The organism is Stenotrophomonas sp. CFBP 13725 (assembly GCF_014841935.1).
Classification (GTDB): Bacteria; Pseudomonadota; Gammaproteobacteria; order Xanthomonadales; family Xanthomonadaceae; genus Stenotrophomonas.
Genome location: NZ_JACYUV010000009.1, coordinates 47,944 through 62,134, shown reverse-complemented (window position 1 = coordinate 62,134; position 14,191 = coordinate 47,944). Strand labels below are relative to the sequence as shown.

Below are 14,191 nucleotides of genomic sequence, written 5' to 3'. Positions count from 1 at the left end.
ACTCAGCTGACACCCTCACGCCCCGCGATGGGACTGCGCAAACGTCATCGGCGACCAACCTCATGGCACGATCGGCGACCTGATGCTGGTCTTGCGGGTCCCTGGCGCGATAATTCACGTTGAGCGCCCGAGCTAGGCGAAGGATCCAGGCGGACGCCCGCGAATTCAGAATGACACCAAAGTTCGAGTTGATTTTGATCCGAGGCTGTGAATTTATGATGGATGAAGGGAAAGTGCGTGAGCTTCGCGAGAAGAGGATGCAACTTGCCACACTGCGGGAGCACGCCCGAATGCGCGATCGCTTCGGTGAGCAACTGGTTCGTGCGATAAATGCGGCGACCTCAAAAACTTTGGGTTTAGAAGACTTTCAATCGCGCTCGCCTGAGTTGACGCTTGAATGGCCTGAAGACATTCGTGATGCCCCGGGACTCGTCCGCGCATACGTGGCTGAGTCTGATGCCATTAGTACTATGCGATGCGTCGAGCGGAAGGTGGGCCCTCTTGTGGGCGCAATAGGATTTCATGAAAAGGACTATCTAGGCTTTGCCTGCATCAGCGACTTCGCTGCCTCATCGATGGTGGCAATTGCAGCCTCCACCATGGACTCGGTTGTTTTTTTTGCGGAGAACCTTGGGATCGTGATCCTCGTTGATTGCTACGGGAATAGCGCCGCAGAACAGTTCAGCGTTGTAATCCAAGGGGCCGAAATCCCCGAAAGCATTCGCGAATGCTTTTCAGGCGCCACCGGATCCATCTGAGGGGGTCGCACCATGTAGAACGCCGCGGCTTTCCGCGGCGTTCTACGGTCCACTTAACCCAATGCGTCAACCCAGAAGCTTATGCGCCTTGTTCAACGCTGCGACGAAGCGCTCGACTTCGGCGTAGGTGCGAGCAATGGTCGGCTACGGTCGGAGGCCACGACCGTATCGCACGGTGCTTCCTCGCTCCGCATGCCCACAGCAACAACTGGACTGCCCTGAGGTCTCGCGTCCTGCGCTGGATCAGCGTGGATCTTGCTAGGGTGGGGCGATGGGAGGGCAGCCTATACCGAGGCGCTCTTGAGCGAGCGAAATTCGCGGGTGTAAATCGCTACGTGGCCACGCCGAGTGGTTCTGTCATGGGGTTTGACTTCCATGGGATGAGCAAGGCGGTGAGAGCCGCAGGTTCGGATGAAGGTGCATACATACCCGCGGGGAACTACTTTTTCGAGGTGCAAGGATGAATGCTAATTTGGGTGCAACCACGGTGGTATTGGCGTTTGCCCTGTCGGTGCTTTCCGGCTGTGAGCGCCCCTCGGAAACTCAGGCGCAGGGTCGGGTGCCTGGAGCCTGCAAGATGCGCGGCAACGGCGATGCGCCTCCAACCTGCATGACTTCACTTTCAAGCGTTCTTGCGGCGCCAGAGCGATTTGAAGGGATGAAGATATCGTTTGGAGCGTGGGTGGACCAGGTAAACGATGTTGTACTTGTCTTCCCGTCGGAGGATGCGATGGGTTTGAGGGACACGGCAAGCTCGATGGTCATCTATCCGGAGAAGCATGTGCGGTCTGAGGATCGTTTGCTCCCGGGTTTGTCTGGGAGTGCTAGATTTGTTCGGGTCACCGGCTTCTTTTATCGAATAGAGGACGGGGTTCGAAACTCCCGCGTGGATCCTGTTGATTCGGGTAGATTCGGTGTGTTGGAAGGCGTAACTATTGGGGACTGAAGTGGGCGCCAACTTTCCTGCAGAGGTCATTCGCGCCAGTGACTCATGCCAAGTGAGTTGTACACGCAGGGCGATGCGCTCGATCCTTATGCTGAGCCGCACACTCGTAATGTTGTGCGTCTACTGCGCCCGGCGGCAGAGCAGGGCCCGAAGTAACGGGGGATCACCGATGACACGCTGCGCGCAGCCGCCCACCTGGGCGTGGCGGGCCATGAAGGCCTTGAGAGGACAGGCCTGGACAGGATCGACGCGCTGCTCCTGCTGCTGGATGTCGCTGATGCCGGCAGCTTCTCCGCTGTCGCGCGCCAGCGCTCCATCGCTACGTCCACGGTGGCGCTCGCCGTCAGTCAGTTGGAACAGGGATGCGATCAAGCGGATCGTATGGCCGGCAACCAGCGCCCGCGTGGATCGTCGACGGACCGCCGGCCGGATCCCGCCAGTCTCGGCGAAAACCCCTCGCACGGACGAGTGATGCTGATCGAACAGCCTCGCAATCTGGTGCAACGACTCGCCCTGCCGCCAGCGGTCCCACATCAGGGCCTTGTGGCTGTCGGTGTACTGAATCCTTGTCCTTCGCTTCATTCGCAACACTCCTGTTGCTTGGGCAGCTGTCTGTGTTTCATCGAACATATGAAACCGCCACCCAAAGCGGACACCACGGGCGACGGCTCAGCGCCATTTCGTCGGCGATCCGGGTGATTCATCGGCGGCTTCTGTGGCTTGGTCGCAAACGGGTTGCGACGTCCCCGCGCGGATGGCAACTTGCAGCGGCGATGACGTCGACATGGAGCCCCGCATGACCCCCGTTGCCCTGTATTCGCCCGATCCGGCGCGCGGCTGGCTGCCCTGGGCTTGGCTGACGCCGATCCTGATGATCCTGTTCAACGCGGTACCGGTGATCGCGCTCGACGGGTGGATGCAGTCGCAGCATTGGTCGACGCCGCGCGGGGATCCGATCGGCCTCGCTGGCTTGTATGCGCTGCTGTGGATGGGCTTCGCGCCGACGCTGGCGGCCGTGCTCGCCTGGGTATGCTTCGTCGAGGGGCGCTCGCTGGCGAGTATCGGGCTGACCGGTCCGGCGCCGCTGAAAACGTTCCTGCGCGGACTGGCCTTTGGAATCGGCACGATCGCGCTGGTCGTAGTCGCGATCTGGATGGCTGGCGGCATGCAGGCGGCGGGCTTGGGGCAGGCCTGGCGGTCGCCCGTCAGTCTGCTGCACATCGGTCTGCTCCTATTGAGTTTCATGTTCCAGGCGAGCGTGGAGGAAGTCATCTTCCGCGGCTGGATGCTGTCGGTGGTGGCGCGCAAGACCAATGTCGCGGTGGCAGTGCTGCTGGTGTCGCTCGTTTTCTGCTTCCTGCATTTCAGTCCGCACCAGCCGCCTCGGGTCATGCTCGGCACGTTCCTGCTCTCGCTGTTCGCCTGCGCCTGGGCGCTGCGGACCGGCAATATCTGGGGCGTGATGGGCTGGCACGCGGGGTGGAACTGGTTGCTCGCGACCGGCTTCGAACTGCCCGTCACCGGCATCGATGCGCACTTGCCGGCGCTGCTGGTGGCGCTGCGCCCGCAAGGCCTCGACACCCTGACCGGTGGCGCGCAAGGGCCGGAAGGCAGTTACCTGTGCAGCGTCTTCTTCGTCGCCGCGATCGTGTGGATCCAGTGGCGAAAGACGCGCGGAGCTCGGAACTTCTCGCCGACCAGCAGGTAACGCCACTGCCCGGGCGGCATCGCCCCGTCCGGGCCCTTGCCGATCGGATGCTGGTTCGCGCCGTACCGGCGACGACCAAGCAATGGAGCGTCTGCTCGCGCTCGGTGGGCCGATCGACGCTCCGCTATGGGGTTTCTCGGTATCGACCGACCCGCGGCCGGGCCCTCGCTAATCGAGAAGGGCTTGCGTCTGCGGCGGACGCGCCAGATCGCTCCACTCATCGCGCGCCGCCCCCGAGATTTCGGCGGCGCGCAGGGCGTGAGTGCAAGCTCATCCGGAAGCAGAGGGTGCTCGCTTTGCAATGCGAGTGCCACTACCGGCTGGAACCGAGACTGCCTTTGCTGAAGTGTCAACAAAGGGTGATCTGGCTTCCTCGACAAAGCTCGACTAGGCCCACCTTCGGCTTACGTTTCGCGACGACTGCTTCTGGCCGGGAGCGGACAGAGCTCAAGGCAGAGCAGTCATTCGGCCTACTAGCCAATTCCGAGTCCGGGCGGAATAATTGAGCGTTCTCAAAGAAGGATTGTGCGTATGCGCATTGCTGCGATATTTCTTCTGTTGCTTCCTTTCGGAGCAAATGCCGTCGTAGGGCGCGACGACGTTCCAGACCTGCATTATCGAATGGCCGCAGCGGAATTTCCCGCACTGGTCGACCTCCCTGGGGAGGGTCATGGCGTGCTCATTGCAGACCAATGGGTTGTGACGGCGGCCCACGCCGTAAGCTGGCAGAAGTCGTTAGACGTAGTGGTAGTTGGTGGCACGCCGCGAGCCGTAAGTCGTGTCCTCGTCCATCCCGCCTACAGAAGCGTGCCTCAAGAAGTGGTCGAAAGCGCGCTCAGATCCGGCGAGTGGGAGGCCTTCTTCGACCTCACTGCAGCATCGGATGACATCGCGCTGATTCAGCTCACCGAACCTGTGCACGATGTTGAACCTGCGCGTATCTACGAGGGATCCGCCCTCGGAGAGACCGTCAGAATCATGGGGCGGGGAGCTACTGGGGTTGGTTCGAAGGGGCACCATTTGCACGGACCAAACCGAACCGACCTTCGACAGGGCTACAACCAGATCACCATCTCGGAAGGCAGGTGGATCGGATATGTCTTTGATCGTCCGCCGAACGCGCATGCCCTTGAAGCTACGACAGGTAGTGGGGATAGCGGCGGGCCAATTCTTGTAAGAGCTGACGATGAGTGGCATGTCGCTGGCATCGCCGCATGGAAGCGTGCTCAGGTTGAGGGCCTTGAGATCCACCCTGGCAAGTACGGTGAGACGAGCTACGGGGTAAGGCTGAGCAACTACGAAGATTGGATATCCGAGACCATCGGGAAAGAAGAGGACTGATTCCTCGCTTGATCTTAGATTCTGGAGATGACGTCCGCTGCCTACGTCTGCTTCCGGCCTTGGATTCAACCGATCGACGCAACGGTTCGTCGGTATCGCTCGACGGGTGTTTCGTAGCCTAACGTCTTGCGGGGCCGCTCGTTCAGTTGGCGGGCAACTGCATCAAGCTGAGCTTGAGAGATATTGGCAAGGCTGACGCCCTTAGGGAAGTACTGTCGCAGTAGTCCGTTGGTGTTCTCATTGGTGCCGCGTTGCCAGGGATGGTGTGGGTCGCAGAAGTAGACTTGGATGTCGGTGGCGAGCGTAAAGCGGCGATGCGCCGCCATCTCTTTGCCGCGATCCCAAGTCAGAGATCGGTACAGTTCCCGAGGCAGGCGGCGGGCACTTTTGATCAGCGCATTCACCACGGTCTCAGAGTCCTTTCCGTCAACTTTGACCAGCATGACGTAACGGGTTTTGCGCTCCACGAGCGTCGCAATCTGGCTATCGCGGTCACCAAATAGCAGGTCGCCCTCCCAGTGGCCAGGTACTGCCCGGTCCTCAACCGAAGGCGGACGCTCACTGATGGAGATCGTGTCTTTGATCCTGCCGTGATCAGCTGTTTTCTGTGTGTGATGCCGTGAGCGGCGCATGGCACGAGTCCGCCGTAGGTGCGCCAACAGCTCCTGCTTCAGGGCTCCTCGGGACTGGATGTAGAGCGTTCGGTAGATTGTCTCGTGAGACACCTGGCGGCTCGTATCTTCAGGATTGGTGCGTTTCAACCAACCGGACACCTGCTGTGGTGACCATTGCTGCTTCAGCTTTGCTGCCACTCTCATCGCAAGCGCTCGATGCAAGCCGAGCTTACAGAGCTTGGGGCGTCGCGCACGCTGCCAGGCACGCTGATCAGCCAGATTCGCTCGATAGCCATTGACCCCATCGTTGCGGTGTAGCTCGCGACTTATGGTCGACGGAGCCCGTCCGAGCGAGCTCGCAATGGCACGCATGGACTTCCCAACAGCCACACCCCGGGAGATTTCTTCACGCTCCGCCAAGCTTAATACGCGCTCTGATCGGCGGCGTGGGACTGGCTGGATACCTCCGGACTCGGACAGAACCGAGCGAACCGAGCTATGGTGACGGTCAAATAGAGTTGCAATCTTGTGCAGCGATTCGCCTCGTCGCCATCGCTCCCACATCAGAGCCTTCTGGGCGTCGCTGTAGTAGATCCTTGGCCTGCGCTCCATCTGCAACACTCCTGCTGCCGGTAAGCAGTCTTCAGTGTGTTGCGTCGACCGGTTGAATCCAAGGCCGGAAGCGGACATGGCTGAATAGCCGCTTGATGTCCTACTCGGCGCTAGCTAATCACGGGAGCTGGGAGACATCAATTTCCCGATTTTTCGGCAAGTCTAGATAAGGATATCGGGAGACGGTGGCACGTATGATCCGCTGTGCCGAACCCGGATTTCCCCATAGTACGCTCACCTCGCTTCCAAGCTCGCAGTGGTCGGCCTTGATGATGCCCAAAGAAATCATGCGCCCGTAGAAAGCGCTGAACATCCGGCCACTCGAAAGCCCAACGCGCTTGCCATTCATTTGGACCTCATCGGCAATTACCGTGGACATCGCGCCGGGCTTCCATATGGGATTCGCGGGCCAGTCCAAGTATTGGACGCCACTCTCTGGCTCAGCCTGTTCAGCGACAACGGAAAGGACATCCTGCAGATTCCATTCCAGCGTGACGATCCGTCGGTGCCGGGTTGCCGACGCGGCGCGCAACGCTTGATCGCCGACAAATGCGTGATCAAAGGTGATCATATCGCCCCAGCCCAATTCATATGGGTTGGCGTAGCGCTGTGTATCAGCTGGACCCAAGCTGCCTTTCAGGTCGGAGAACGCGTCATTGAATCGATCTCCGACATAAGCCATGAACGCTGGATCTTCCGACCAGGCAGGCAGGAAGTGGATGAAAGATTGCGCGAATCCACCCTCCGTATGGTTCATCCCATAGGCCTGCAGACCAAGACGCTCGATTCCAAGATCCTTGCCAGCAGCTTCAATGGCTTCATAGACCAGAGGCGCCAGGTCAGCGGGCCCATGGACTTCATAGGCAAGTGTGCGCGCCACTCCCAGCCTGAAGATCCGCAACTGGACATGCTGGCCACCATCGCCAAGCGGCACCTGGATAGGGCGATGCCACAGGAACTCGATGTCCCGGAGTGACTGCTGGGCAAAAGCTTCCAGAATCTTCAACGAACTCGGACCTGCGACCTGGAACAGGAAGAGTTCACCGGTGAGGTCCGTGCCCTGCACGTCATACCGTCCGGATGCGACTAGGTAGTCGATATAGGGGCTGAGGAAGAACGCAATAAAGCGCTGTTCACCTGTCCGCATGACGATGCCGTCGGACATGACGTTGCCCCTTTCGTTGCACATCACTGCGTGTTTGGAGGCGCCAACAGAAAAGCGAGCAAAGTCGTTGATGCAGGCGTCTTTGAGCAACTGGAGTGCGTCAGGTCCCTCCAGCAGATAAGGCGAAGCGGGATTAAGGTTGCCGTGAATATAGGCAGTGCGCTTCCAGGACAGGGTCTCGTTCCTCCAGCCTGCGTATTCCCAAGGGGTCAGATGCCCGAACGCGGTGTTGTACTCGGTCACGGCATCGTCGAACGGGACGTAGGGGCTGTGCGGGAGTTCTTTCATTCGGGGCATGCGCATGGTCTTGAAAAGCGATTGACGAGTAACCATACGGGGCGTACAGTTACGGTCACGTCAACGTGCGGAAGCGTCTCATGCAAGCCGAAACAGCACATGTACATCGCTGGAAGCTGCTCGTAACCGTTGCGTCCGGGCTGCTGCTGATCACGCTCGACAACTCAGTCCTGTACACCGCACTGCCCACGCTGAGTGAGGAGCTGCATGCGACCGAGCAGCAGGCCCTTTGGATCATCAATGCGTACCCGTTGGTCATGGCCGGTCTCCTGCTTGGCGCAGGAACGTTGGGGGATCGGGTAGGGCATCGGCGCATGTTTCTCATCGGTCTGGGCATTTTTGGCTGCGCATCGGTAGCCGCAGCTTTCGCACCAAGTGCGAACCTTTTGATCGCTGCACGCGCCGTGCTCGCGATTGGTGCCGCTGCGATGATGCCGGCCACGTTGGCTCTGATCAGGGTCGCTTTCACGGATCAGCGTGAAAGAAACTTCGCTGTTGCCGTATGGGGCTCGCTATCGATTGTCGGTAGCGCGCTGGGGCCTATCGTCGGCGGCGTGCTGCTCAACCACTTTTGGTGGGGCTCGGTCTTCTTGATCAACGTCCCGGTGGTGCTTGTTGCCGTACTGGCTGCGATCGCCTACGCGCCGCATGAAGAGCCGGATCGTTCCATGTCGTGGGATCTGCTGTCCTCGATCCTTGCGTTGTTTGCTCTCTCTGGACTGGTGTTCGCCATCAAGTCGATCGCGCACACGCCACCGTCCTGGCGGGAAGCCGCCCTCTCGGCGGGTGTAGCTGCGGTAGCGGGTGCTGCGTTTGTCCGGCGTCAGAAGCGTTTGCCGCATCCGCTGTTGGACTTTGCCATCTTCAGTAACAAAGCGTTCGCCTCGGGCACCCTGGCAGCGGGTGCCGCCATGTTTGCTATTGGCGGGCTCCAACTGCTGACAACGCAACGGTTCCAGATGATCGCAGGGTTCAGTCCCATAGAAGCCGGGCTGCTGGTCTCTGCCGTCGCCGTGGGTTGCCTGCCGAGCGCGCTTATCGGCGGTGCTATCCTGCACCGCACGGGGCTGCGGCCTTTGATCGCTGGCGGCCTTTTCGTAGCGGCCGCGGGTATCGCCCTTGCTACCCTCAGTTTCAGGATGGGGGAGGGGGTCGCGCTGTTTGTCGGCGGATTCCTGCTGACCGGATTCGGGCTGGGTTCGGTAATGTCCGTTGCCTCAAGCGCGATCATCGGCAATGTACCGGCGGAACGGGCCGGCATGGCGTCCTCCGTCGAAGAAGTGTCATACGAGTTTGGAAGTCTGCTTGCCGTCGCCATCCTCGGCAGCCTGGTCGCTGCACTCTTCACGAATTTCGCCAGCGGCATCGGAGCTGGTGGCGTAGCCGATGCACTGGCGATGGCCAATAGAACCGGCGACTCGCAGACCGTCGTTGCTCTAGGGCGCTCCTATGATCGCGCTTACACCATCGCAATAGCCGTGGTAGGTGTCATCACGTTAGGCGGGGCACTGGTCACATGGCATCTGCTGCGAGACCATCGGACGGGGGAACCATCCGTCACCACTTCGCACTGAGATCATGCGCCCTAGTAATAGATCAAAAATACTTGAAGCGGCAACCCGCATCGTTGACAGAGATGGTGTAGACGCCGTTACGTTTGAATCGGTCTGCCAGGAAGCCGGCCTGACCCGCAGCGGTGTTGTGTATCACTTCGCTTCGCGGGAGCAGTTGTTGACGGCCATGCATGATTATCTCGCAGGGCGTTGGGAGGCCATGATGGAGCAGAATGCCGGCAAGCCCGTAGCGGCAGCTAGCACCTTGGAGCGGTACGAGGCCTACGTCGCCACATGTGCCCACGGCGCCACGGCTGCGGAGCTTCGCTTCCTTCTTGATTCCGTATCCATCCAAGGAAATGCCAATGCTTGGTTCGATGTGCTGGACCGCTGGGCGCCTCCACTGGACAAGGCGCTGAGTTCAGCGGGCCATCTTGACAACTTCGTTGCACGTTTGGCAGCCGATGGTCTATGGGTGCACGAGGCGCTTTCACGGAATGAGCTCTCACCTGAACTCAAGAGATTGGTGACTTCGCGAATTTTGGGTTTTTTAGACAATCAGTCGCGTCGGTAATGAGTCCACTATTCCGGCTCAGGACAACATCCCAACTTCGGAAACGGCAGTGCTTCGCAACCCCTGGACTCAATGCTAAAGGTTTGAATATGTCAGAGAATATGATCCTCGTCACATGCGCAACGGGGAAGACAGGAAGCCGTGTTGCTAAGATTCTCGTGAAAGCCGGACATGCTGTGCGTGCAGTCTCGCGCAGATCCACCTTGCCGTTTGACTGGGAAGACGACCGAACGTGGTCAGACGCCCTTGACGGGGTAGATTCGATCTACATTGTCCATCCAGGGCTGGGTAGGATGGAGGCTGCGTTGCAGGTTTCCGAATTCGCCAAGGTCGCAGTTGCGAAGGGTGCGACCCGCGCAGTGCTTGCTTCGACTCCCGACGACGGAAGCGATTTCTCCAACTCCGTGCGGGCGGCAGAACAAGGCGTAGTCTCGGCGGGTCTCGTCCTCACTAGCTTGCGTCTGCGATGGTTCAATCAGAACTTCAGTGAAGATTTTCTTCTGGACCCTGTCCTTTCCGGAGAGCTTCGCTTGCCCACTGGAACGGGCAAAGAGGCTTTCGTAGATGCCGATGACATCGCCGAAGTGGCATCCTTGGCCTTGACGGATGAGCAGCACGGGGGCAAGTACTACGAACTCACTGGCCCACGCCTACTTGGCTTTGCCGACGTAGCCGAGGAAATCAGCCGCGTAACAGAACGACGTGTTCGTTATGCTGCGCTGAGCACAGAGGAATACGTAGCAGAACAGATAAGTTTGGGTATACCTGAAGGTTGGGCGCACACTCTCGGCGCGCTCTACACGGACATTGCCAATCACAAGTTGGAAAGCATCTCAGGAGATGTGGAGCACGTTCTGGGGAGGCCCGCCCGTGACTTCAGAGATTTCGCGACCATTGCATCGGCGAATGGACTGTGGAACAGCGTAAACCACTGATGATGAACTACGCCCGCTTCTGGCCGGAAGCGGACACCCAATGGTTAGAGGAACTCCGTAAGCCCCATCGACTCCGCGTCAATCATGAGCGCGCCGTTGGTTAACCCAGGCTGTGGAAGACAGCCTTGGCTCCATGGGTCCGATACCCTACACCAGCAGGAACAAAATCAGTTTTCCTGATAATCGCTTTCGTCGTACGCGCCTGCCACCGTGCACGTCAGCTTCGGCGAGGTGTCTCCGCCCAGCGTCAGGTCGCCCATCGGGGTGGTGCGCCCATCCTCGGCGTTGAGTTTCGCCGCCTTGCGGACAGCGGCCAGGCTCGCACCCAGGTCGGCGGTGTAGCTTTCGCCCAGTTCGCCACTGGCGTCGATGAAGATGGCCACCTCGCGTACCGGCAGGCCGAATACCAGGAACGGCGCGGGTGGCTTGATGGCGGCGATTCCGCCCTCCGCATCGCGGGGCAGCGACGTCCACGCCGCACCGGTGGTGTCAGGTTTCGTGCGACATTCCAGCGCCGCTTGAAGCGCCGGCGCGACGGCCTGCCACTGCGCGGTGTCCAGCGCATGCGCGGCCGGGGCCGCCAGTACGCCAACAAGCAGGGGTGCCAGGCTTTTCAAAGGAACGCCACGCACACACGCCATCCATTGCGTCAGGATCATCACAGGTAACTCCGGGTTGCATTGCAGTGTCTCGAATGGCGCCGGCCCGAATGGCCGTGACGCGGACGCGCCAAGTCTACGATGCGGCAGGGTGATCGCTTGGTTGCGCAGTGCGTTGGACACCAGCGCTACCGTCGATCATTCCCTACCCCTGCAATGTCAGGGCCATATCCGGGTAGCGCGCACAGATGAAGTCCACGAAGGCGCGCACCTTCGGCGTGGCCAACCGGCGCGAGGTGTGCAGTACCCACAGCGCGGGCTCGGCACCGGTGATTACGCCCCACTGGATGAGCGCGCCACTGGCGATGTGCTGCTGCGCGATGGACGCGGGGATCTGCGCGGCGCCGCCACCGGCCAGCGCGGCATCGCGGATCATCAGGAACGAGGAGAATCGCAGCCGCGGAATGGGCTCCAGAATCAGGCGTCCGTCGTCGAGATTCCAGTGCCCGGGCTGGAAGGTGGCGGCGACAATTGCAGGCACCGCGCGGACGGTGCCGCGCTCTGGCATCGCCACGCCGGGCGCGGCAACCACCACCAGCCGGTCCTTGGCGAAACAGCGACCGACCAGAGCGCTGTCTGGCCGCGGATTGGTCCGGATCACCACATCGAAGTGTTCTTCAATGAGGTCGACCATGCGGTCCTCGGCCACGACCTCGACGGTCACCTCCGGATAGGCGGCGCAGAAGTCTGCACCGATGCGCCCCATGGCCAGCTGCGAAAAGAGCACGGGGGCGGCGATGCGCAGCACGCCGCGTGGAGAGGAAACGCCATCCCGCGCGGCAGCCATGGCCTCGGCCACCTCTCCCAGTGGGGATTCGATGCGGTTGACCAGCATCTGGCCGGCCTCGGTCAGGATCAGGCCGCGCGCGCTGCGCTCCACCAGCCGCACGCCCAACTGGTCCTCCAGATCGGAGATCCGGCGGGACAGGGTCGCCTTGGATCTGCCGCTGGCCCGACTGGCCTTGCCCAATCCGCCGCTGGCCGCGACCAGCAGGAAGTCGCCCAGATCATTGAGGTCCATGGTGTTTCATAGATGAGACGGCGGGTCTACATAATGTGGTCTGCGTTTTGATACTGCAACGGACTATCGTTTGCTCGTCCGATCCCCATCCATCCGTTGAAGGAGTTTCACATGAGCATTCTCGTTACTGGTGCCACGGGCACTGTCGGTGCACTGGTTGTCGAGGGCCTGGCCGGTGCCGGTGCCGACGTCAAGGCGCTGGTCCGCACACGCGGCAAGCGCGCCTTTCCTGCCGGCGTCACCGAAGTGGTGGGCGACCTGACCGACGTCCCGTCGATCCGCGCCGCGCTGTCTTCGGTCCGCACCTTGTTCCTGTTGAACGCGGTCACGCCCGACGAGGTAACGCAGGCGCTGATCACGTTGAACCTTGCGCAGGAAGCGGGCGTCGAACGCATCGTTTATCTGTCCGTGATCCATGCCGACACCTTCACCAACGTGCCGCACTTCACCGGCAAGCACACGGTCGAGCGCATGATCGAGAGCCTCGGCATTGCGGCCACCGTGCTGCGTCCGGCGTACTTCATGCAGAACGAGCTGATGGTCCAGCAGACCATCCAGGACCATGGCGTGTACCCGATGCCGATCGGCTCGGCCGGCGTGTGCATGATCGATGCGCGCGACATCGCAGAGATCGCTGTGGCGGAGCTGCTGCGACGTGACCGTGCACCGGCGGCGCTGGAGGCGCTGACCCTGGAACTGGTGGGCCCGCAGGCCATGACGGGCGCATCGGTGGCGGCCGCGTGGAGCACCGCACTGGGCCGTGAGGTGGCTTACGCCGGTGATGACGTGGCGGCGTTCGAGGCGCAGATGGCCTCCTATGCACCGTCCTGGCTGGCGTATGACATGCGCCTGATGTTGGCGGGCATCCAGCTGCACGGCATGCAGGCTGCAGAGGGATCTGTCGAACGGCTGCAGGCGATACTGGGGCACCCGCTGCGCACCTATGAAGCGTTCGTGCGTGAGGCAACGTCGAAGGCGTGAATAGAGGCTACCGTGATGCAGGGCCTGCCACCCGGAGGCAAATGGAAACGGCCGCCGTCACCGAGTAGTTGACGGCCATGATCGCGGAGGGGGGACGCAGCAGTGTCCCCATCACTGTGTAGACACCGAGCCCATGACGTGACTGCTATCGTCCGCTTTCCTCGACAGGTCTCACGGATGCTCACCATGTTCAGGTTCTCGCACCTTGCCGCAGTCGTTCTGCTGACCCCCTTGGCGGGCGTTTCTCCCGCGGCCAACGCGGCCATCCCGCTCTTCAACGGCACCTGCCCGGGCGCCATCGAGGTGCACGCCGATGAGGGCGGCCCGGTCTACATCAACGGCCGCCAGACGCAGTTGAAACGCTTCAACGACAATTACTATGAGGCGCGTGACGCGAGCAGCGGCGTCACCTTGTCCATCAACCGTTCGCCCGATGGCGGCGTGCAGATGAGCTATACCGGCAAGGGCGGCGCCAACGGGGTCTGCCAGGTGGGCAGCGCGGGTCAGTCGGATGACGGCGAACGGCACCGTCATGATCGTCCTGCCACCGACCGTGGCGAGGGGGCGTTGCCGGCCGAGGTGACCTGCGAATCGCGTGACCGCAAGCAGACCGAGTGCGACATGGACACCCGCGGCGATGTACGGGTCGTTCGTCAGCTGAGCAGCACGCGCTGCGTAAAGGGTGAGAACTGGGACCTCAACCGCCACTCGATCTGGGTCAAGGACGGGTGCCGTGCGGTGTTCCGCAATACGTCATCGCGAGGGCGACCCACCGAATCGCGGGCTGATGGGCGAGGGGCGTCGGCCGCCTGCGACGACCGGGCCAATGCGGAAGGCCGCGTGGTCACCCGCGTGCCGGTCAATGAACAAGTGACCGAGCTGATCATCGATTATCCGGACGGACGTTACCTCTGCATGGCCAACGACGACGGCACCGTGCAGTCGCTGACCCGCATGCGCAGGCAGCCCTGACGTTTAATGTAATCGTAAGTGTTACATTTGCGGTCAACCTCGAAGAGATGGCCGC

13 protein-coding genes and 1 pseudogene are annotated in these 14,191 nt (G+C 61.0%); 9 read left to right on the top strand and 5 right to left on the bottom strand.

Features of this window, described 5'->3' with window-relative positions:
- Positions 1-170: 170 nt before the first annotated feature.
- Together IFT65_RS14635 and IFT65_RS14630 are read left to right on the top strand one after the other, a co-directional pair.
- Positions 171-758, top strand: a complete 588-nt coding sequence (locus IFT65_RS14635) for a hypothetical protein (RefSeq protein WP_192082039.1) — start codon at positions 171-173, stop codon at positions 756-758.
- Positions 759-1,218: 460 nt separating this feature from the next.
- A complete protein-coding gene (locus IFT65_RS14630; RefSeq protein ID WP_192082038.1) occupies positions 1,219-1,704 on the top strand; it encodes a hypothetical protein in 486 nt (161 codons plus the stop codon).
- Positions 1,705-2,067: 363 nt separating this feature from the next.
- Here the strand turns inward: IFT65_RS14630 and IFT65_RS18750 are convergent.
- Positions 2,068-2,286: pseudogene (locus tag IFT65_RS18750) on the bottom strand (IS30 family transposase); the annotation flags it as partial.
- Between the two features lie 214 nt (positions 2,287-2,500).
- Between IFT65_RS18750 and IFT65_RS14620 the strand changes: the two are divergent.
- A complete protein-coding gene (locus IFT65_RS14620) occupies positions 2,501-3,412 on the top strand; it encodes a type II CAAX endopeptidase family protein (RefSeq protein ID WP_192082036.1) in 912 nt (303 codons plus the stop codon).
- 531 nt (positions 3,413-3,943) lie between these two features.
- Entirely contained in the window at positions 3,944-4,753 is an 810-nt protein-coding gene (locus IFT65_RS14615) for a trypsin-like serine protease (RefSeq protein ID WP_192082035.1), read from the top strand.
- Positions 4,754-4,818: 65 nt separating this feature from the next.
- Here IFT65_RS14615 and IFT65_RS14610 read toward each other — a convergent pair whose 3' ends face one another.
- Together IFT65_RS14610 and IFT65_RS14605 are read right to left on the bottom strand one after the other, a co-directional pair.
- Positions 4,819-5,979 (bottom strand): IS30 family transposase, encoded by a 1,161-nt coding sequence (locus IFT65_RS14610; protein WP_192082071.1) that lies wholly within the window; start codon positions 5,977-5,979, stop codon positions 4,819-4,821.
- Positions 5,980-6,097: 118 nt separating this feature from the next.
- Positions 6,098-7,432 carry an aminomethyltransferase family protein gene (locus IFT65_RS14605; RefSeq protein WP_197974142.1) on the bottom strand — a complete coding sequence of 445 codons (1,335 nt, stop codon included), beginning with the start codon at positions 7,430-7,432 and terminating at the stop codon, positions 6,098-6,100.
- 89 nt (positions 7,433-7,521) lie between these two features.
- On the opposite strand from IFT65_RS14605, the gene IFT65_RS14600 reads away from it, so the two are divergent.
- The 3 genes from IFT65_RS14600 to IFT65_RS14590 are packed head-to-tail and all read left to right on the top strand — an operon-like array spanning position 7,522 to position 10,503.
- Positions 7,522-9,015 carry an MFS transporter gene (locus IFT65_RS14600; RefSeq protein WP_192082033.1) on the top strand — a complete coding sequence of 498 codons (1,494 nt, stop codon included), beginning with the start codon at positions 7,522-7,524 and terminating at the stop codon, positions 9,013-9,015.
- A gap of 4 nt (positions 9,016-9,019) precedes the next feature.
- Positions 9,020-9,568, top strand: a complete 549-nt coding sequence (locus IFT65_RS14595; RefSeq protein ID WP_192082032.1) for a TetR/AcrR family transcriptional regulator — start codon at positions 9,020-9,022, stop codon at positions 9,566-9,568.
- A complete protein-coding gene (locus tag IFT65_RS14590) occupies positions 9,568-10,503 on the top strand; it encodes an NmrA family NAD(P)-binding protein (RefSeq protein WP_342365897.1) in 936 nt (311 codons plus the stop codon). Before IFT65_RS14595 ends, IFT65_RS14590 begins: the two co-directional genes overlap by 1 nt.
- Before the next feature lie 167 nt (positions 10,504-10,670).
- On the opposite strand, the gene IFT65_RS14585 is transcribed toward IFT65_RS14590, so the two are convergent.
- Positions 10,671-11,162 (bottom strand): hypothetical protein, encoded by a 492-nt coding sequence (locus IFT65_RS14585; RefSeq protein WP_192082030.1) that lies wholly within the window; start codon positions 11,160-11,162, stop codon positions 10,671-10,673.
- A 145-nt stretch (positions 11,163-11,307) separates the two neighbouring features.
- A complete protein-coding gene (locus IFT65_RS14580) occupies positions 11,308-12,183 on the bottom strand; it encodes a LysR substrate-binding domain-containing protein (RefSeq protein ID WP_192082029.1) in 876 nt (291 codons plus the stop codon).
- 111 nt (positions 12,184-12,294) lie between these two features.
- Here IFT65_RS14580 and IFT65_RS14575 point away from each other — a divergent pair, with 111 nt between their 5' ends.
- Complete coding sequence (locus IFT65_RS14575) at positions 12,295-13,164, top strand: NmrA family NAD(P)-binding protein (protein WP_192082028.1); 870 nt, start codon at positions 12,295-12,297, stop codon at positions 13,162-13,164.
- A 186-nt stretch (positions 13,165-13,350) separates the two neighbouring features.
- Complete coding sequence (locus IFT65_RS14570; RefSeq protein ID WP_192082027.1) at positions 13,351-14,136, top strand: DUF3011 domain-containing protein; 786 nt, start codon at positions 13,351-13,353, stop codon at positions 14,134-14,136.
- The last annotated feature ends 55 nt before the right edge of the window (positions 14,137-14,191 follow it).

Coding starts and splice junctions, on each gene's coding strand:
- IFT65_RS14570 (WP_192082027.1), top strand. CDS start 13,351: ATGTTCAGGTTCTCGCACCTTGCCGCAGTCGTTCTGCTGACCCCCTTG.
- IFT65_RS14635 (WP_192082039.1), top strand. CDS start 171: ATGACACCAAAGTTCGAGTTGATTTTGATCCGAGGCTGTGAATTTATG.
- IFT65_RS14580 (WP_192082029.1), bottom strand. CDS start 12,183: ATGGACCTCAATGATCTGGGCGACTTCCTGCTGGTCGCGGCCAGCGGC.
- IFT65_RS14615 (WP_192082035.1), top strand. CDS start 3,944: ATGCGCATTGCTGCGATATTTCTTCTGTTGCTTCCTTTCGGAGCAAAT.
- IFT65_RS14595 (WP_192082032.1), top strand. CDS start 9,020: ATGCGCCCTAGTAATAGATCAAAAATACTTGAAGCGGCAACCCGCATC.
- IFT65_RS14605 (WP_197974142.1), bottom strand. CDS start 7,432: ATGAAAGAACTCCCGCACAGCCCCTACGTCCCGTTCGACGATGCCGTG.
- IFT65_RS14585 (WP_192082030.1), bottom strand. CDS start 11,162: ATGATCCTGACGCAATGGATGGCGTGTGTGCGTGGCGTTCCTTTGAAA.
- IFT65_RS14590 (WP_342365897.1), top strand. CDS start 9,568: ATGAGTCCACTATTCCGGCTCAGGACAACATCCCAACTTCGGAAACGG.
- IFT65_RS14620 (WP_192082036.1), top strand. CDS start 2,501: ATGACCCCCGTTGCCCTGTATTCGCCCGATCCGGCGCGCGGCTGGCTG.
- IFT65_RS14610 (WP_192082071.1), bottom strand. CDS start 5,979: ATGGAGCGCAGGCCAAGGATCTACTACAGCGACGCCCAGAAGGCTCTG.
- IFT65_RS14575 (WP_192082028.1), top strand. CDS start 12,295: ATGAGCATTCTCGTTACTGGTGCCACGGGCACTGTCGGTGCACTGGTT.
- IFT65_RS14630 (WP_192082038.1), top strand. CDS start 1,219: ATGAATGCTAATTTGGGTGCAACCACGGTGGTATTGGCGTTTGCCCTG.
- IFT65_RS14600 (WP_192082033.1), top strand. CDS start 7,522: ATGCAAGCCGAAACAGCACATGTACATCGCTGGAAGCTGCTCGTAACC.